At 71.4% G+C, this 17,601-nt stretch carries 18 protein-coding genes; 10 read left to right on the forward strand and 8 right to left on the reverse strand.

Translation table 11 applies throughout. The features are described from left to right. Window positions 1–4: 4 nt before the first annotated feature. Window positions 5–496, reverse strand: coding sequence for an inorganic diphosphatase (locus ABTY59_RS10165; RefSeq protein ID WP_015034462.1), 492 nt, complete (start codon window positions 494–496; stop codon window positions 5–7). Window positions 497–598: 102 nt separating this feature from the next. Between ABTY59_RS10165 and dacB the strand changes: the two genes are divergently transcribed. The 7 genes from dacB (at window position 599) to ABTY59_RS10200 (ending at window position 8,960) form a co-directional block, all read left to right on the forward strand. Continuing rightward, on the forward strand, window positions 599–2,011 hold the full coding sequence (dacB, locus tag ABTY59_RS10170; RefSeq protein WP_352018428.1) for a D-alanyl-D-alanine carboxypeptidase/D-alanyl-D-alanine endopeptidase: 1,413 nt from the start codon (window positions 599–601) through the stop codon (window positions 2,009–2,011). Between the two features lie 59 nt (window positions 2,012–2,070). Then, window positions 2,071–3,210 carry an Rv3626c family coenzyme F420 biosynthesis-associated protein gene (locus ABTY59_RS10175; RefSeq protein WP_352018429.1) on the forward strand — a complete coding sequence of 380 codons (1,140 nt, stop codon included), beginning with the start codon at window positions 2,071–2,073 and terminating at the stop codon, window positions 3,208–3,210. A gap of 208 nt (window positions 3,211–3,418) precedes the next feature. Continuing rightward, a complete protein-coding gene (gene tilS, locus ABTY59_RS10180) occupies window positions 3,419–4,417 on the forward strand; it encodes a tRNA lysidine(34) synthetase TilS (protein ID WP_352018430.1) in 999 nt (332 codons plus the stop codon). Between the two features lie 41 nt (window positions 4,418–4,458). After that, on the forward strand, window positions 4,459–4,998 hold the full coding sequence (gene hpt, locus ABTY59_RS10185) for a hypoxanthine phosphoribosyltransferase (RefSeq protein WP_030219931.1): 540 nt from the start codon (window positions 4,459–4,461) through the stop codon (window positions 4,996–4,998). 171 nt (window positions 4,999–5,169) lie between these two features. Next, the gene (gene ftsH, locus ABTY59_RS10190; RefSeq protein WP_352018431.1) at window positions 5,170–7,188 is read left to right on the forward strand and encodes an ATP-dependent zinc metalloprotease FtsH; all 2,019 of its coding nucleotides are present in this window, start codon (window positions 5,170–5,172) and stop codon (window positions 7,186–7,188) included. Window positions 7,189–7,290: 102 nt separating this feature from the next. Further along, the gene (folE, locus tag ABTY59_RS10195; RefSeq protein WP_352018432.1) at window positions 7,291–7,896 is read left to right on the forward strand and encodes a GTP cyclohydrolase I FolE; all 606 of its coding nucleotides are present in this window, start codon (window positions 7,291–7,293) and stop codon (window positions 7,894–7,896) included. Window positions 7,897–7,991: 95 nt separating this feature from the next. Beyond that, a complete protein-coding gene (locus tag ABTY59_RS10200; protein WP_352018433.1) occupies window positions 7,992–8,960 on the forward strand; it encodes a hypothetical protein in 969 nt (322 codons plus the stop codon). A gap of 4 nt (window positions 8,961–8,964) precedes the next feature. Here the strand turns inward: ABTY59_RS10200 and ABTY59_RS10205 are convergent, their stop codons facing one another. From ABTY59_RS10205 to ABTY59_RS10230, 6 genes are all read right to left on the reverse strand, one after another. Beyond that, window positions 8,965–9,444: a DUF3180 domain-containing protein gene (locus ABTY59_RS10205; protein ID WP_352018434.1), complete on the reverse strand. Its 480-nt coding sequence runs from the start codon at window positions 9,442–9,444 to the stop codon at window positions 8,965–8,967. Window positions 9,445–9,493: 49 nt separating this feature from the next. Next, window positions 9,494–10,093, reverse strand: a complete 600-nt coding sequence (folK, locus tag ABTY59_RS10210; protein ID WP_352018435.1) for a 2-amino-4-hydroxy-6-hydroxymethyldihydropteridine diphosphokinase — start codon at window positions 10,091–10,093, stop codon at window positions 9,494–9,496. Further along, the gene (gene folB / locus ABTY59_RS10215; RefSeq protein ID WP_116160313.1) at window positions 10,090–10,449 is read right to left on the reverse strand and encodes a dihydroneopterin aldolase; all 360 of its coding nucleotides are present in this window, start codon (window positions 10,447–10,449) and stop codon (window positions 10,090–10,092) included. The genes folK and folB overlap by 4 nt, the downstream gene beginning before the upstream one ends. Before the next feature lie 121 nt (window positions 10,450–10,570). Then, window positions 10,571–10,990: a nuclear transport factor 2 family protein gene (locus tag ABTY59_RS10220; RefSeq protein WP_403538519.1), complete on the reverse strand. Its 420-nt coding sequence runs from the start codon at window positions 10,988–10,990 to the stop codon at window positions 10,571–10,573. Window positions 10,991–11,055: 65 nt separating this feature from the next. Further along, window positions 11,056–11,916, reverse strand: a complete 861-nt coding sequence (gene folP / locus ABTY59_RS10225) for a dihydropteroate synthase (protein ID WP_352018437.1) — start codon at window positions 11,914–11,916, stop codon at window positions 11,056–11,058. Between the two features lie 28 nt (window positions 11,917–11,944). Then, window positions 11,945–13,792: a phosphatidylglycerol lysyltransferase domain-containing protein gene (locus ABTY59_RS10230; RefSeq protein ID WP_352018438.1), complete on the reverse strand. Its 1,848-nt coding sequence runs from the start codon at window positions 13,790–13,792 to the stop codon at window positions 11,945–11,947. 165 nt (window positions 13,793–13,957) lie between these two features. On the opposite strand from ABTY59_RS10230, the gene ABTY59_RS10235 reads away from it, so the two are divergent. Continuing rightward, on the forward strand, window positions 13,958–15,070 hold the full coding sequence (locus tag ABTY59_RS10235; RefSeq protein WP_352018439.1) for an alpha/beta hydrolase: 1,113 nt from the start codon (window positions 13,958–13,960) through the stop codon (window positions 15,068–15,070). Between the two features lie 45 nt (window positions 15,071–15,115). Here ABTY59_RS10235 and ABTY59_RS10240 read toward each other — a convergent pair whose 3' ends face one another. Then, window positions 15,116–16,090, reverse strand: coding sequence for an ABC transporter ATP-binding protein (locus ABTY59_RS10240; RefSeq protein ID WP_352018440.1), 975 nt, complete (start codon window positions 16,088–16,090; stop codon window positions 15,116–15,118). A 143-nt stretch (window positions 16,091–16,233) separates the two neighbouring features. Here ABTY59_RS10240 and ABTY59_RS10245 point away from each other — a divergent pair, with 143 nt between their 5' ends. Together ABTY59_RS10245 and ABTY59_RS10250 are read left to right on the forward strand one after the other, a co-directional pair. Beyond that, the gene (locus ABTY59_RS10245) at window positions 16,234–16,920 is read left to right on the forward strand and encodes an ABC transporter permease (RefSeq protein ID WP_352018441.1); all 687 of its coding nucleotides are present in this window, start codon (window positions 16,234–16,236) and stop codon (window positions 16,918–16,920) included. 1 nt (window position 16,921) lies between these two features. Then, window positions 16,922–17,596 (forward strand): ABC transporter permease, encoded by a 675-nt coding sequence (locus tag ABTY59_RS10250; protein ID WP_352018442.1) that lies wholly within the window; start codon window positions 16,922–16,924, stop codon window positions 17,594–17,596. Window positions 17,597–17,601: the final 5 nt, after the last annotated feature.

The following is a 17,601-nucleotide window of genomic DNA, read 5'->3' on the forward strand; positions in this document are numbered from 1 at the left end:
GGGCTCAGTGGCCGCCCTGCTCCTTGGCGCGCGCGTACGACTTCTCGATCTCGGCCTCGGCCTCGGCGCGGCCGACCCAGTCGGCGCCCTCGACGGACTTGCCCGGCTCCAGGTCCTTGTAGACCTCGAAGAAGTGCTGGATCTCCAGGCGGTCGAACTCCGCCACGTGGTGGATGTCGCGCAGGTGCTCCATGCGCGGGTCCGTCGCCGGGACGCACAGCAGCTTGTCGTCGCCGCCGGCCTCGTCCGTCATGCGGAACATGCCGATGGCGCGGCACTTGATCAGGCAGCCCGGGAACGTGGGCTCGTCGAGGATGACGAGCGCGTCCAGCGGGTCGCCGTCCTCACCGAGGGTGTTCTCGACGTAGCCGTAGTCGGTCGGGTAGGCCGTCGACGTGAAGAGGCGACGGTCCAGACGGATGCGACCGGTCTCGTGGTCGACCTCGTACTTGTTCCGCGATCCCTTCGGGATCTCGATGAGAACGTCGAACTCCACGGGTGGCTCCTCCTGAATCAACACAAGTGAATGCTCGCGACGACGCGCGGTGATTAAGTGTCCCTCACGCACGTGTGTGATCGCGAAAGGGGCTGGTCAGCAATGCCGGAGCCGAGGACGTGGCAGCTCACGGCGGGCTCCGCCGCCCTCGGTCTCGTCCTGGCCGCCGTCGCGGTGACCGCGGCAGGACCGTGGGACGGAGGCCAGCGTACGGCCGAGCGGGCCCGCGCCGCCGCCCCCACCGCGGGTGGCACGCGTCACGCCCCGCCCCCGGCGCCCGCCGCACCCCGCCGCCCCGCGCCCGCACCCAGCGCCCCCGGCGTCCTCACCGCCCTGCGCGCGCCCGCGCCCGCCGCGCCCGCCGGACGCCCCGCCGACCTCGCCGCCGTCCTGGTCCCGCTGCTCGCCGACCCCGGCCTCGGCCCGCTCCGTACCGCCTCCGTCGTCGACACCGCCACCGGGAGACAGCTCTACGGCGAGGGCCCCGGCACCCCCATGACCCCCGCGTCCACCGTCAAGATCGCCACCGCCGCCGCCGCGCTCTCCGCCCTCGGCCCCGACCACCGGATCGCCACCACCGTCACCGCCGCCCCCGACGGCAAGGCCGTCACCCTCACCGGCGGCGGCGACCCCACGCTCGACCCGGCCCGCCTGGGGGCCCTCGCCGCGGACACCGCCCGCGCCCTCAAGGGACGCGGCCACACCTCCGTACGCCTCGCCTACGACACGAGCCTCTACCGGGGCCCGGCCCTGCATCCCATCGGCCCCAACGAGAACATCGCCCCCGTCGTCGCCCTCATGACCCGCGAAGGACGCCTCGACGACAGCGAGAGCGGCACCGCCCCCCGCAGCGCCGACCCGGCCCGCGACACCGCCACCGCCTTCGCGGAGCTCCTCACCCGGGCCGGGATCAAGGTCACCGGCGACCCCGCGCCCGGCCGCACGCCCCAAGGCGCCCCCCTCGCCCGCACGTACTCCGCCCCCCTCGCCGACCTCGTCGAGCGGACCCTCACCCACAGCGACAACGACCTCGCCGAGGCACTCGCCCGGCAGACCGCGCTCGCCCGCCGGCAGCCCGCCAGTTTCCAGGGCGCCGAGAAGGCCGTGCGCGACGAACTCGGACGGCTCGGCGTCCCCCTCGCCGGCGCCCGCTTCGCCGACGGCAGCGGACTCGACCGCCGCGACCGCGTCTCCGCCGCCCTCCTCACCGGACTCCTCACCCGCGCGGCCGACCCGGCCCACCCGGCCCTGCGCCCCCTCCTCACCGGACTGCCCGTCGGCGGCTTCACCGGCACCCTCGCCGGCCGCTTCGACACCGCCCCCGCCACCGCGGGCGCCGGACTCGTCCGCGCCAAGACCGGAACCCTCACCGGCGTCAACACGCTCGCCGGCACCGTCGTCACCGCCGACGGACGCCTCCTCGCCTTCGCCTTTCTCGCCGGCCGCACCCCCTCGGCGTCCGAGGCACAGCCCGCGCTCGACCGGCTCTCCGCCGCCCTCGCGGGCCGGAAGTGACCGCACACGCCCCCCTTCGAACCCTCACCGAACAGGCGTCGAGCCCGTACGGTTGACGCATGACGAGCATCGGTGGCGCAGGCACATCCGGGATGGTCGACTGGAACCTCGCGGTCGCGACCGCGACCCGCCTCGTGCGGCCCGGACCCGAAGTCAGTCGCGACGAGGCCCGTGAGGTCGTCGCCGAACTCCGCAGGCACGCCAAGGCCTCCGAAGAGCACGTCCGCGCCTACACCCGGATGATCCCCGAGGGCGTCGAGCCCCACGACACACCCGTCCTCGTCGTCGACCGCGCGGGCTGGATCAAGGCCAACGTCGCCGGCTTCCGCGAGCTGCTCACCCCGCTGCTCGGCAAGATGCAGGAGCGCCGGGCCGGCAGCGCCGGCAGCACCGTGCTCGGCGCCGTCGGCGGCAAGGTCACCGGCGTCGAACTGGGGATGCTGCTGTCCTTCCTGGCCTCCCGCATCCTCGGCCAGTACGAGACCTTCGCCCCCGCCACCCGCGACCTCCCCGCCGGGGCGAACGGCGGCGGACGCCTCCTCCTCGTCGCCCCCAACATCGTCCACGTCGAGCGCGAGCTCGACGTGTCCCCGCACGACTTCCGGCTCTGGGTGTGCCTCCACGAGGAGACCCACCGCACCCAGTTCACCGCCGTCCCCTGGCTGCGTGACCATCTCCAGGGCGAAATCCAGTCGTTTCTCGCCGCCACCGACGTCGACCCCGGCACCGTCGTCGAACGCCTCCGCGAAGCCGCCCAGACCCTCGCCGGCGGCCGCCCCGAGGGAGAGGAGGGCGAACCCTCCCCGTCCCTCGTCGAACTGGTCCAGACCCCCGAGCAGCGCGAGATCCTCGGCCGCCTCACCGCCGTCATGTCGCTCCTCGAAGGACACGCCGACTACGTCATGGACGGCGTCGGCCCCCAGGTGGTCCCCTCCGTCGCCGAGATCCGCGAGAAGTTCCAGGCCCGGCGCGCGCGCGGCGCCTCCCGGCTCGACCTCGCGCTGCGCAGGCTCCTCGGCCTCGACGCCAAGCTCCGGCAGTACCGCGACGGCGAGCGCTTCGTCCGCGCCGTCGTCGACCAGGTCGGCATGGACGGCTTCAACCGCGTGTGGACCTCGCCCAACACGCTCCCCACCAAGACCGAGATCGCGGCACCCGCCGAGTGGATCGCGAGGGTGCACCGTAAGGCAGACTCCTGAGACGGGTGCGGCACCTGGCACAGGAACACAGGAGAACACCCCGCCAATCACCCATCCGAGGGACCCTGGGCACGGGGTGGGGCGTGCAATGCTCGGGTAACGGCCGGGTTTCTGTCACCATCGACGCACTCTGAGTGACCGAACCCCCCTTTCCGACCGTTAAGACTCCGACCGAGGCACCCCACCCCCATCACGAAGGGCACCGGACATGGGTCCCCATCCTGCGGTCGCGGCGATACGCCTGGCGGTCCGCCGCGTACTCCACGACGTCCTCACCGACCACACCACCGACGACGAACCGCTGGTGCTCGTCGCCTGCTCCGGAGGCGCCGACTCCATGGCGCTCGCCTCCGCCCTCGCCTTCGAGGCCCGCAAACTTCCCGTGCGCGCCGGCGGCGTCACCGTCGACCACGGCCTCCAGGACGGCTCCGACACCCGGGCCGCCGAGGTCGTCGGACGCATGACCGCCCTCGGCCTCGCCCCCGTCGAGTCCGTCACGGTCACCGTCGGCCGCGAAGGCGGCCCCGAGGCCGCCGCCCGCGACGCCCGGTACGCCGCCCTGGACGCCGCCGCCGAGCGCCACGGCGCCGCCGCGATCCTCCTCGGCCACACCCGCGACGACCAGGCCGAGACCGTCCTCCTCGGCCTCGCCCGCGGCTCCGGGATCCGCTCCCTCTCCGGCATGGCCGCCGTCTCCGGCACCTCCGGCCGCTACCGGCGCCCGTTCCTCCAGCTCGACCGCCAGACCGTCCGCAAGGCCTGCATCGCACAGGAACTCGCCGTCTGGGACGACCCGCACAACACCGACCCCGCCTACACCCGCTCCCGGCTCCGCCACGAGGGGCTCCCCGCACTGGAGAAGGCCCTCGGCAAGGGCGTCGTCGAAGCCCTCGCCCGAACGGCCCAGCTCTCCCGCGACGACGCCGACGCCCTCGACACCTGGGCCGCCGACGCCGAGACCGCCGTACGCGACGAGGCGGGCACCCTCGAATGCGCCAAGCTCTTCGGGCTGCCCCCCGCCGTACGCCGCCGCGTCCTGCGCCGCGCCGTCATCGCCGAGGGCGCCCCGGCCGGCTCCCTCTTCGCCCGCCACATCGAAGAAGTCGACCGGCTCATCACCGGCTGGCGCGGCCAGGGCGCCATCAACCTGCCCGGCCGCGTCGAAGCACGCCGCCAGGGTGGCAGACTGGTCATCCGGCAAGGCTGACGCACGCTGCAACGAAAGTGACCCGGGTGAACGAGAAGGACATGGGCACCGACCTCCAGTCGGTGCTCATCACCAAGGAAGAGATCGACGCCAAGCTGGCAGAGCTGGCCGCGAAGATCGACGCGGAATACGCGGGCAAGGACCTGCTCATCGTCGGCGTCCTCAAGGGCGCGGTGATGGTGATGGCGGATCTGGCTCGCGCCCTTTCCACCCCCGTCACGATGGACTGGATGGCCGTCTCCTCGTACGGCGCCGGCACCCAGTCCTCGGGCGTCGTCCGCATCCTCAAGGACCTCGACACCGACATCAAGGGCAAGCACGTCCTGATCGTCGAGGACATCATCGACTCCGGCCTGACCCTGTCCTGGCTGCTGTCGAACCTCGGCTCCCGCGAGCCCGCCTCCCTGGAGGTGTGCACCCTCCTGCGCAAGCCGGAGGCCGCGAAGGTCGCCATCGACGTCAAGTGGATCGGCTTCGACATCCCCAACGAGTTCGTCGTCGGCTACGGCCTCGACTACGCCGAGAAGTACCGGAATCTTCCGTTCGTCGGCACGCTCGCCCCGCACGTCTACGGCGGCTGACACCTCGGCCCTTCGGGGAACCCGCACCGCCTTCCCTCCGTTGAACCACGGGAAGGCGGTCGCGGGCGACGATGCTGAGGTACCGTCCGAAGAACAGCTTTTTCACACAGCAGCTCTCACAGCAGCATTTTCCTACGGGCAGGAGGGACGGGGCGTACTCGCTCCGTATGGATGGACGTGAAGCGATACTTCCGTGGGCCGGTCATGTGGATCGTGCTGGCCGTCCTCGCCGTGGTCGTGCTGATGCAGGTCGTCGGCTCGTCCGAGGGCTACAAGACGGTGGACACCGGCCAGGTCGTCCAGGCGATCGACAAGAACCAGGTCAAGCAGGCAAAGCTCACCACCGGTGACGAGCAGATCATCAAGATCGATCTCATCGACGGTCAGAAGATCAACAAGAGCGACAAGGTCCAGGCCAGCTACATCGGCAGCCAGGGCGCGGACCTCGCCGACAAGCTCCAGGAGAAGTTCGAGGCCGGACAGATCGAGAAGGGCTACACCGTCTCCCCGACGAAGCAGTCGCCCTTCGTCTCGATCCTGCTCTCGCTCCTCCCCTTCGTCCTCATCGTGGTCGTCTTCCTCTTCCTGATGAACCAGATGCAGGGCGGCGGCTCCCGCGTCATGCAGTTCGGCAAGTCCAAGGCGAAGCTCATCACCAAGGACACGCCGAAGACCACGTTCGCCGACGTCGCCGGCTCGGACGAGGCCGTCGAGGAACTCCACGAGATCAAGGAGTTCCTCCAGGAGCCCGCGAAGTTCCAGGCGGTCGGCGCCAAGATCCCCAAGGGCGTCCTGCTCTACGGCCCGCCCGGAACCGGCAAGACGCTCCTCGCGCGCGCCGTCGCCGGCGAGGCCGGGGTGCCCTTCTACTCGATCTCCGGCTCCGACTTCGTCGAGATGTTCGTCGGCGTCGGCGCCTCCCGGGTCCGCGACCTCTTCGAGCAGGCCAAGGCCAACGCTCCGGCGATCGTGTTCGTCGACGAGATCGACGCCGTCGGACGCCACCGCGGCGCCGGTCTCGGCGGCGGTCACGACGAGCGCGAGCAGACCCTCAACCAGCTCCTCGTCGAGATGGACGGCTTCGACGTCAAGGGCGGAGTCATCCTGATCGCGGCGACCAACCGCCCCGACATCCTCGACCCGGCGCTCCTGCGCCCCGGCCGCTTCGACCGGCAGATCGCCGTCGACCGCCCGGACATGCAGGGCCGTCTGGAGATCCTCAAGGTCCACCAGAAGGGCAAGCCGGTCGCCCCGGACGTCGACCTCGGCGCCGTGGCCCGCCGCACGCCCGGCTTCACCGGCGCGGACCTCTCCAACGTGCTCAACGAGGCGGCGCTCCTCACCGCTCGCGGCGACCAGAAGCTGATCGACAACAAGGCTCTGGACGAGGCGATCGACCGTGTGGTCGCGGGCCCGCAGAAGCGGACCCGGATCATGTCGGACAAGGAGAAGAAGATCACCGCGTACCACGAGGGCGGCCACGCCCTGGTCGCGGCGGCCTCGCCCAACGCCGACCCCGTCCACAAGATCACCATCCTGTCCCGCGGCCGCGCCCTGGGCTACACGATGGTGCTCCCCGAAGAGGACAAGTACTCGACCACGCGCAACGAGATGCTCGACCAGCTGGCGTACATGCTGGGCGGGCGCGCGGCCGAGGAGCTCGTCTTCCACGACCCGACCACGGGCGCCGCGAACGACATCGAGAAGGCCACGGGCACGGCCCGCGCGATGGTCACGCAGTACGGCATGACCGAGCGGCTCGGCGCCATCAAGTTCGGCGGCGACAACACCGAGCCCTTCCTCGGCCGTGAGATGGCGCACCAGCGCGACTACTCGGAAGAGGTCGCGGCGCTGGTCGACGAAGAGGTCAAGAAGCTCATCGAGACCGCGCACAACGAGGCCTGGGAGATCCTCGTCGAGAACCGCGACGTCCTCGACAACCTGGTCCTCGCCCTCCTGGAGAAGGAGACGCTGGGCAAGGAGGAGATCGCCGAGATCTTCGCCCCCATCGTCAAGCGCCCGGCCCGCCCGGCCTGGACCGGCTCCAGCCGCCGCACCCCGTCCACGCGTCCGCCGGTGCTCTCCCCCAAGGAGCTCGCCCTGACGAACAGCGCGAACGGCACGGCGACCCCGGCGGTCGACACCACCAAGGGCATCGACATCGCCCCCGTGGACAACCCCGAGGACTGATCGCCCCGGGACCCCCGGAATGGATGCCGCGCCCCCACAGGTTCTAGCCTGTGGGGGCGCGGCTCTTTTTCGCGCACACATGCAGACGGAACGAGGCACAGGATGACCGACCCGGTGACGCTGGACGGTGAGGGCAGGATCGGCGAGTTCGACGAGAAGCGCGCCGAGAACGCGGTACGGGAGCTCCTCATCGCGGTCGGTGAGGACCCGGACCGCGAGGGCCTGCGGGAGACGCCGGCGCGGGTGGCGCGGGCGTACAGGGAGCTTTTTGCCGGTCTGTGGCAGAAGCCCGAGGACGTCCTCACGACGACGTTCGATCTGGGGCACGACGAGATGGTCCTGGTGAAAGATATCGAACTGGTGTCCCAATGTGAGCATCATTTGCTCCCATTCCATGGCGTAGCCCACATTGGGTACATTCCTGCGGAATCGGGCAAGATTACCGGGCTGTCGAAGCTCGCCCGCCTGGTGGAGGTCTTCGCCCGGCGCCCGCAGGTTCAGGAGCGTCTGACGACCCAGGTCGCGGACTCGCTCGTGGAGATCCTGGACGCGCGTGGCGCCATCGTCGTCATCGAGGCGGAGCACATGTGCATGGCGCTACGTGGAGTCCGCAAGCCGGGCGCGAAGACGGTGACTTCGGCGGTGCGTGGTCAACTTCGTGACGCTACTACGCGCGCTGAGGCCATGTCCCTGATATTCGCCCGTTAGTGGTGGTTTGTCTGCCTTACCTCATACCGTCCCCGACCAGTGGAGTTGCTCGCTGATCAAGGGGGATCGGTATGGGGTACGGGCCGACCAGCAAGATGCTGGTGAACCTGGTGGACGGCTGCGTCCAGGCGAAGAACGTTGCTCCGGGCAGCGCGCTGTGGACGCTTGACGGAGACCGGACGGTGCAGACCGTGGTCGTGGACGTATGGGCGGTAAAGGCGCGTGCCGCCGTCGATGTGGTCACGGACCACTTGACCTTCACCGCCAGTCCGGATCTGCTGTTGGCGACGCCGGGCGGGTGGATGCACGCGGCGGACACGGCGGGGAAGACGGTCGCCTGGACGCATACGCGGAAGCTGTGCCGCGAGAGGCTGGTGATCAGGCCCGGGTACGAGTTCGGCTACTTCATCGGTGCCACGTGTGCCGATGGCACAGTGGGCAAGAACTATGTGTCGCTGGTCGTGAACGAGGAGCGATTCGCGGCCCGGTACGCCACCGCGCTCACAGCATGCACAGGACTTCCCGCGCGTCTTGAGGCGGTGACTCGACCGTCGGGCTATCTGCAGCGAGTCCTGCCCGGCTTCCGCGTACGGGTGGTCTCCTCGTACCTCTCCGACGCCCTGCGGTACTACGCGGGTGGGGACGCCCACCACTTGCGGCAGGCGTTTCCGCGTGTGGTTCTGCGGGACATCGACACCTTCGACGGATTCCTCGACGGGTACATCGAGGGGGACGGTTGCCGCGCCAAAGGCCGAGGAGGCCGCCACGTCGTCAGTGCGAACGTACCGTTTCTCGAAGAGTTGGCGCAGATCATCGGAGCCCGGTTCACACCCTCGAAGCGAGGGCTGCGTTCCCTGCTCTACGTGACGGACGGCTGGGCCGCCCGAGGTACTTACACCCCCGAGCACCACCCCCTGGACCCTCCCGAGTCCTCCTGGATCAAGGTCCGGGAAGTCCGGCCCCGCCCCGCTCTCGGCACCAAGCCCTTCACCTTCTACAGCTATCGGCTGGCCCCGCACCCCACCTTCCTGGTGAACGGGCACCTCGCGCGGGAGCCCTGGTAGGGAGCTAGGCCGCCGGGGCCTGGTTCTTGTCGTCGTCCTCCGGGAGTTTGCAGACGCGCTCCAGGAAGAGGGCGGCGGCGATGACGGCGATGCCCGCCGCGACCGAGAAGGCCGCGTAGAGGGCCTGGTCGCGGCGGGCGGGGATGTCGAGGGAGCCCAGGAGGAAGACGCCCGTGCCGCCGTACATGCCGGCGACGAGGGCGGCGACCAGGGCGCTCGCCTGGCCGAAGACCACCGCGCGGGCCGCCATCAGCGGCTCGACGCCCTTGGCGCCGGGCCGTCGGTCGCGCTGGGCCTTGAGGCGGGCGCGGATGGAGAGGGCCGTCGCCGTGAGGACGACGGCGATCACGGCGAGGACGATGGGCGCGGCGATCGGCACGCTGGGGAGGGTGCCGACCGCGTCCCAGAGCCGGGCGGCACCCCAGGAGAGGATGCCGGCCACGAGGAACAGTCCGGTGAGCACCTTCAGCCGCAGTTGTTTCACCGGATGTCCTTCGTGTCGTCGCGCGGGCGGTCTGCCACGAGCGTAACGACTACTCCGGGAGACGGAGTTCCAGGTCGGCACGGGGAGTGACGCCCTCGTGGCCGAGGGCGGCGAGGAGGTCGGCCACCGGGCCGTGGCCGGGGATGAGGGCTTCGGGGTCGACGTCGTGCCAGGGGGCGAGGACGAAGGCGCGCTGGTGCGCGCGGGGGTGCGGGAGGGTGAGGACGGGGTCCTCGGAGACCACGTCGGCGTACGCGACGATGTCGACGTCGATGGTCCGGGCGCCCCAGCGCTCCTCGCGGACGCGGTGGAAGGCCTCCTCGACGGCGTGGGCCCGCTCCAGGAGGGAGGAGGGCGGCAGCGTCGTCTTCACGAGCAGGACGGCGTTGAGGTAGGAGGGCTGGCTGCCGGGCTCGACGCCCCAGGGGGCCGTCTCGTAGACCGGGGAGACGGCCTTGACCCGGAGGCCGGGGGTGTCTCCGAGGGCGTCGACGGCGCCCTGGAGGGTCTCCAGGCGGTTGCCGAGGTTGGCGCCGAGGGCGAGGACGGCCCAGCGGGGGTTGGACAGGGTCGTGTCGGCGGCGTCGACGGTCTCGACGACGGACGCGGGTACGGGCTGGACGGTGGGGTCGCTCTGCGTCGGCTTCATCGTCGGCTCCGGGTGATCGTGATGGTCACGTCGTCGAAGGGCACGGTGATGGGGGCGTCCGGCTTGTGGACGACGACTTCCACCTCTTGTACCCCGGCATGGCTGAGGCACTGCTGGGCGATGCGCTCGGCGAGGGTCTCGATGAGGTCGACGGGCTCGCCCTGGACGACGTCGACGACCTCTTCGGCGACGATCCCGTAGTGCACGGTCTTCGTGAGGTCGTCCTCGGCGGCCGCCGGGCGGGTGTCCAGGCCGAGGACCAGGTCCACGATGAAGGTCTGGCCCTCCTCGCGCTCCTTGGGGAAGACGCCGTGGTGGCCCCGGGCCTTGAGGCCTCGCAGCGCGACACGATCCACGCGAATCACTCCTGCTGTCGTAGTTCGGGTGGCCACGCAGCCGGGTGCGGACGGCCGGGTGTCCACTTCGAATCTACCTGCGGGGACCGACAGCGCTTGCCCTTGGGGGGCCGGGGGAGGGTCAGACGGGCGGATTCGAAGCCTCGGGGCCGTCCTCGGGGCCGCCCGTCTCCTCGGTGTCGCCGAGGACGGGGGAGGCGTGGTGGGACCAGATCCGCCAGCCCGCGGGTGTGCGGCGGAACACATTGGTGGCGACGACGAGCTGGCCGACGAGGGGGCCGAGTTCGGCGCCGTCCTCGGCGGGGCCGCCACTGAGGATGTTCTCGGTGCAGGTGACCAGGGCGGTGTCGTCGGCGAGGGAGATCCGCAGGTCGGTGAGGAAGAACTGGATGTACTCGGTGTTCGCCATGATCAGGGCGTACGAGCGGAGCACCTCGGCGCGGCCGGTGAGGACGGGCCAGCCGGGGTGGACGCAGGTGACGGGGGTGGCCCCGTCGTCGAGCCAGAGCGCGGAGAGGCGCTCGAAGTCGCCGGTCTCCATGGCCTCGTAGAAGGCGGTGTTGGCGGCTTCCACGGCGACCTCGTCGGCCCCGCGGTCCGTGCGGCTCACGCGGCTCCCTCGACGGCTCTGGCGACCCGTACGGCGTCCGCGGTGGCCCGTACCTCGTGGACGCGGACGGCCCACGCGCCCGCGTGGGCGGCGATGGCGGAGACGGCGGCGGTGGCGGCGTCGCGCTCGCGGGCGGGCGGTGGGGCGGAGCCCTCGCGGGTGAGGACGTGGCCGAGGAACCGCTTGCGGGAGGCGGCGACGAGGAGGGGGCGGCCGAGGGCGCGGAGCTCGGGGAGGTGGGCGACGAGGGCCAGGTCGTGGGGGGCGAGCTTGGCGAAGCCGAGGCCGGGGTCGATGACGATCCGTTCGGGGGCGATGCCGCCGTCGACGACGGCGTCCATTCGGGTGCGGAGTTCGGCGACGACCTCGCCGACGACGTCGTCGTACACGGCGAGGCTGTTCATGTTGTCGCTGAAGCCGCGCCAGTGCATGACGACGAAGGGGACCTCGGCGGCGGCGACGGCGGAGACCATGCCGGGGTCGGCGAGGCCGCCGCTGACGTCGTTGACGAGGACGGCGCCGGCCTGGACGGCGCGGGCGGCGACGCTGGCGCGCATGGTGTCGACGGAGACGGTGACGCCTTCGGCGGCGAGGCCGCGGACGACGGGGACGACGCGGCGGAGCTCCTCCTCCTCGTCGACGCGGGTGGCGCCGGGGCGGGTGGACTCGCCGCCGACGTCGACGAGGTCGGCGCCCTCGGCGACCAGGTCGAGGCCGTGCTTGACGGCGGCCGTGGTGTCGAACCAGCGGCCGCCGTCGGAGAAGGAGTCGGGGGTCACGTTGACCACGCCCATGACCGCGCAGCGGTCCCACTCCGGCAGTCCGCGGGCCGTGCCCCGGTCGATCGTCGTACTCATGTGTCCAGCCTAGGGCCCAGGGGTGATATCAGGCCGCGCGGACCTCTCGGTCGGCCGTCTGGGCGGGGACGATGTGGGCGCAGGGGCGGGGGGCCGGGGCGGGGCGCCTGCGGGGGAAGGGGCGGGGCAGGGCGAGGTTCACGAAGCCTTCGGCCTGCATGGCGGCGAGGCCGATGCGGGGGAGGTCGCGGCTCTTGCGGTAGACGACGAAGCGGGGTTCCCAGCGTGGCCGGAACTTGGCGTTGAACTTGTACAGGGACTCGATCTGGAACCAGCGGGAGAGGAAGACGAGGAGTCCGCGCCAGATCCGCAGGACGGGTCCGGCGCCGATCTTCTCGCCGCGGGCGAGGGCGGCGCGGAACATGGCGAAGTTGAGGGACACGCGCGCGATGCCGAGGCCGGGGGAGGCCTGGAGGGCGGCGACGATGAGGAGCTCGTTCATGCCGGGGTCGGCGGAGCGGTCGCGGCGCATGAGTTCGAGGGACATGCCGTCGGGGCCCCAGGGCACGAAGTGGATGATCGCCTTGAGGTCGCCGTAGGGCGAGTCCGGGGCGTCGGTGTCGTCCTTCTTGTGCGCGGTCGCTATGACGGCGTCGCCGTCGCCGGGGGCGCCGATGCGGCCGAGGGCCATGGAGAAGCCGCGCTCGGTGTCGGTGCCGCGCCAGTCGGTGGCGGCGCGGCGGACGCGTTCGAGTTCTTCGTCGTCGAGGTCACGGACGCGGCGGACCTGGGTGGTGTAGCCGTTGCGTTCGATGCGCTTGACCATCTGGCGGACGTTGCGCATGGCCCGGCCGGAGAGGGAGAAATCCGCGACGTCGACGACCGCCTCGTCGCCGAGTTCGAGGGCGTCGAGGCCGGTCTCGCGGGTCCAGACCTGGCCGCCGGTCTCGGAGCAGCCCATGACGGCGGGGGTCCAGGAGTGGGCCTTGGCCTCGTCCATGAAGCGTTCGATGGCGCCGGGCCAGGCCTCGACGTCGCCGATCGGGTCGCCGCTGGCGAGCATGACGCCGGAGACGACGCGGTAGCAGACGGCGGCCTTGCCGCTGGGGGAGAAGACGACGCCCTTGTCGCGGCGGAGCGCGAAGTGGCCGAGGGAGTCGCGGCCGCCGTGCTGGGCGAGCAGGGCGCGCAGCCGGGTCTCGTCGTCGTCGGTGAGGCGGGCGGCGGGGTGCTCGGGGCGGAAGGCCAGGTAGATGGTGGTGAGGGCGGTGAGCATGCCGAGGGCGCCGAGGGAGTAGCCGACGGTCCAGTCGACGCCCTTGGAGTAGGCGACGGGGCCTTCGATGCCGAGGAGTCCGTACAGGACGTGTTCGAGGCGGTCGGCGAGGCTGGGGCTGCCGATGACGCGGCGGGGGTGGGCGCTGACGATGACGAGGCCGAGGGCGATCGAGCCGGCGCCCATGACGACGAAGTTGGCGAGCGCCCGCCAGCGGCTGCGGGGGTCGGGGAGGGCGGCGAATTCGCTCCGGTGGCGTACCAGGAGGGTCAGGAGGGCCAGGGAGAGCAGCGCGCCGAGGACCGAGTGGCGCCAGACGAACTGGGCGGCCGCTCCGAGGGGGAGGAGGACGACGGCGGCGCGCCAGGCGCGGCGCTTGTTCCGCTTGAGTCCGTGGGCGAGGAGCAGGAGGAGGACGCCGGCGCTCAGGGAGAGGGCGGCGGACAGGGGGCCGAGCGTGCCGGGGAGGACTTCGGCGACCGCGTGCATGCGGCTGACGCGGAAGCGGGGGAAGACCCCGGCGGCGATGTCGATGAGGCCGATCAGGGTGCAGGCGGTGCCGACGAGGGCCGGGACCCTCTCGGGGCGGGGGCCGCGGAGAATCCGCCGCACCCTAACCGGAACCAATCCCGATTTGTCCCCATCTACCGTGACAGACATGGCTTCCCGTACTTCCCGTGGTCCTGCGCAGGGTCTTTGACTCCGGTCGGGCCCTGCGGCGCGTTCGGCGGGCCGTTCCGGCTGGTGCGCCTTCTATGACGGCGGCGCGCGGGGCCGGGTTCATTCGTCCACAGGAAAATCTCGGAAAGAAGGCTCGGTCGTCTCATGGGTCTCACCAGCGACAAAGTCCTCGTGCTGGCCGTGGTGCTGGCCCTGGTGCTGTTCTTCGCCACGATCCTGTTGTGGCCGCGGCTCGCGCGGCGCGGCTGGCGGGCGGTCACGGGCCGGGTGGGGATGCTGCTCGTGACCCAGGTGGCCCTGTTCGCGGTGGTGGGTCTCGCGGCGAACCGTTCCTTCCTGTTCTACGGCTCGTGGGCCGACCTGCTGGGGCAGGAGCAGGAGATGGGGGTGGTCGTCGACCACGCGGCCGGCTCGAAGCACGTACGGGTGGTGGGGACGCAGGCCGTCGACGTGCCGGGCGGCGGCCGTCCCTCGGTCGGCGGGCAGATCCAGAAGGTCGTGGTGGCGGGCGCGCGGTCGGGGATCGCCTCGCCGGCCTATGTGTACCTGCCGCCGGAGTACTTCCAGGCGCGGTACGCCAAGCGGAAGTTCCCGGCGGCCGTGGTGCTCACGGGGTACCCGGGGACGGCCGAGAACCTGATCAAGGGCCTCAAGTACCCCCGGACGGCGTACCTCCAGGCGAAGGAGGGGCGGATGCAGCCGATGATCCTGGTGATGCTGCGGCCGACGGTCGCCCCGCCGCGGGACACCGAGTGCGTGGACGTCCCCGGGGGCCCGCAGGTGGAGACCTTCTTCGCCGACGACCTGCCGAAGGCGGTCTCGGAGACGTACCGGGTGGGGACGAAGCCGCGGAACTGGGGCTTCATGGGCAGCTCGACGGGTGGCTACTGCGCGCTGAAGATCGCCCTCCACCACCCGGACCGGTACGCGGCCGGGGCGGGCCTCTCCGCGTACTACCGGGCGGCGGAGGACGTCACCACCGGGGACCTGTTCCACGGGGACGACGCGCTGCGCAAGCGGGGCGACCTGCTGTGGAGCCTGGACCACGGGAAGGCGGGGAACACCTCGTTCCTGGTGACGACGTCGAAGAAGGGCGAGGGCAACCTGAAGGCCACGCGGGAGTTCGTCAGGAAGGTGAAGAGCCCGGCGGAGGTCTCGTCGATCGTGCTGGAGAGCGGCGGCCACAACTTCAACACCTGGAACCGGGAGATCCCGCCGGGCCTGGTCTGGCTGTCCGGGAAGCTCAGCGCGGACTAGGGCCTGTCTGACCATTCCCGTCGGGTCCGAACTGTCAGACAGGCCCTAAGGCCTTTCGGGTGTCGAGGCCCGGCGCAGGGCGCGGTGGACGCCGGCCGGGGTGAGGACGCCGAGCGGCCGGCCGTCGTCGCCGGTGACGGTGAGGCGGCCGGTGTCGTGCTGGAGGAGCACGGCGAGGGCGTCCTTGAGGGAGGTTCCGAGGGGTACGGGGGCGGGGGCGCCGTCGTGCTCGCCGGGGCCGGTCGCGGGGTCGAGGTCGGCCTCGGTGACGGGGGTGACCGCGAGCCGCTTGAGGCCCCGGTCGCTGCCGACGAAGTCCGCGACGTAGGGGGTGGCGGGGGAGCCGAGGACGGTGGCGGGCGTGTCGAACTGCTCGATGCGCCCCTGCCCGTAGACGGCCATGCGGTCGCCCATGCGGACGGCCTCCTCGATGTCGTGGGTGACGAGGAGGACGGTCTTGCGGACGGTGGCCTGCAGCGCGAGGAACTCGTTCTGGAGGCGCTCGCGGACGACCGGGTCGACGGCGCCGAAGGGCTCGTCCATGAGGAGGACGGGCGGATCGGCGGCGAGGGCGCGCGCGACGCCGACCCGTTGGCGCTGCCCGCCGGAGAGCTGGGCGGGGTAGCGGGGGCCGTGGACGGCCGGGTCGAGGCCGACCAGGTCGAGGAGTTCGGCGGCACGCGCGCGTGCGGCGGCCTTCTTCCAGCCGAGGAGGGAGGGGACGGTCGCGGTGTTGTCGAGGACCGTGCGGTGGGGGAAGAGTCCGACCTGCTGGATGACGTAGCCGATCTTGCGGCGCAGGGCGACGGGGTCGACGCCGGCGATGTCCTCGCCGTCGACGAGGACGCGGCCCGAGGTCGGTTCGACGAGCCGGTTGACCATCATCATCGTGGTCGTCTTGCCGCAGCCGGACGGGCCGACAAGGGTGACGAGCTCGCCCTCGGCGACCTCGAAGGAGAGGTCGTCGACGGCCGTGGTGCCGTCGTCGTACCGCTTGGTCACGTGCTCGAACCGGATCATGGTTCCCCATTCTGGCCCCTGGACGCCGGGGGTGTGTGAAGGGCGTGTTGCCGCATTGTGGCGGGTCTCGGGGATTGTCGGTGGCGGGGGTTAGGGTCGTCACACAAGCGTTCGGGAAGGCGGACGAACCGGGGGGAGGGACGATGGGCGCGCCGAACTGTCTGGTCACGAACGACTGGATATGCGGTGAGTATCTGCGCACGCGCCGCGAGGAGTTGACGGACGCGCTGCTCCAGCATGTGGGAATCACGGTCGTGTCGGTGCTGATCGCGCTCGCCGTCGCGGTGCCGCTCGCCCTGCTCGTCCGCGCCCGGCCCCGGTTCGCCGGTCCGGTCCTCGGTCTGACCACCCTGCTGTACACGGTGCCGTCGCTCGCGATGTTCTCGCTGCTGCTGCCCTTCTTCGGTCTTTCGGCCGCGCTCGTCGTGACCGGCCTCGTGCTCTACGCGCTGACGATCCTCGTGCGGAACACGCTGGCGGGGCTCGCCGCCGTGCCGGCCGAGACGCGCGAGGCCGCCCGCGGCATGGGGTACGGCTCGCTGCGGATGCTCTGGCAGGTCGAACTGCCGCTGGCGCTGCCCGTGCTGATGGCCGGCGTGCGGATGGCGACGGTCTCCACGATCGCGCTGACGACGATCGGCTCGGTCGTCGGCCGCGGCGGCCTCGGCAATCTCATCGAGGACGCGCTGCCGACCTTCTTCAAGGCACAGATGCTCGCCGCCTCGGTGCTGTGCGTGCTGCTCGCCGTCGTCGCCGACCTGCTGCTCCTGGGTCTCCAGCGGCTGCTCACGCCCTGGACCCGCATACGGACCGCGCCGGGAGGCGGGTGAGATGGGCATCGTGACGGACGCCTGGGGCTGGCTCGCCACCGGGGCGCACTGGACGGGCGAGGACGGCGTCGGGCAGCGGCTCGCGGAGCACGTGTACGTGAGCGGGGCGGCGTTGCTGATCGCCGCGGCGCTCGCGCTGCCGCTGGGTCTGTGGCTCGGCCACCTCGGCCGGGGCGGGGCGCTCGCGGTGAACGTGTCCAACGTGGGGCGGGCGATCCCCGTCTTCGCGGTGCTCGCGCTGTTCATGGTCTCCCCCCTGCGGAACGCCGGGTACGTCCCGACGGTGGTGGCCCTGGTGCTGTTCGCGATACCCCCGCTCCTCACCAACGCGTACGTGGGGGTGCGGGAGGTCGACCGGGCCGCCGTGCGGGCCGCGCGGGGCATGGGAATGACGGGCGGTCAGGTCTTCCTGCGGGTGGAACTCCCGCTGGCCCGGCCGGTGGTGATGACCGGGGTCCGCTCGGCCGCGGTGCAGGTCGTCGCCACGGCGACGGTCGCCGCGATGGTCGGACAGGGCGGCCTGGGCCGGATCATCACGGCCGGCTTCGCGACGTACGACACCGCGCGGGTCGTCGCGGGCGCCGTGCTGGTGGCCCTGCTCGCCCTCCTGGTGGAGGGCGTCCTGGTGGGCGTGGACCGGCTTTTCGACCGACACAGACGACATGGTGAACGCTGACTGGG

The sequence above is a fragment of the Streptomyces sp. NPDC096079 genome, assembly GCF_040303145.1.
In the GTDB taxonomy this organism is placed as follows: domain Bacteria; phylum Actinomycetota; class Actinomycetes; order Streptomycetales; family Streptomycetaceae; genus Streptomyces.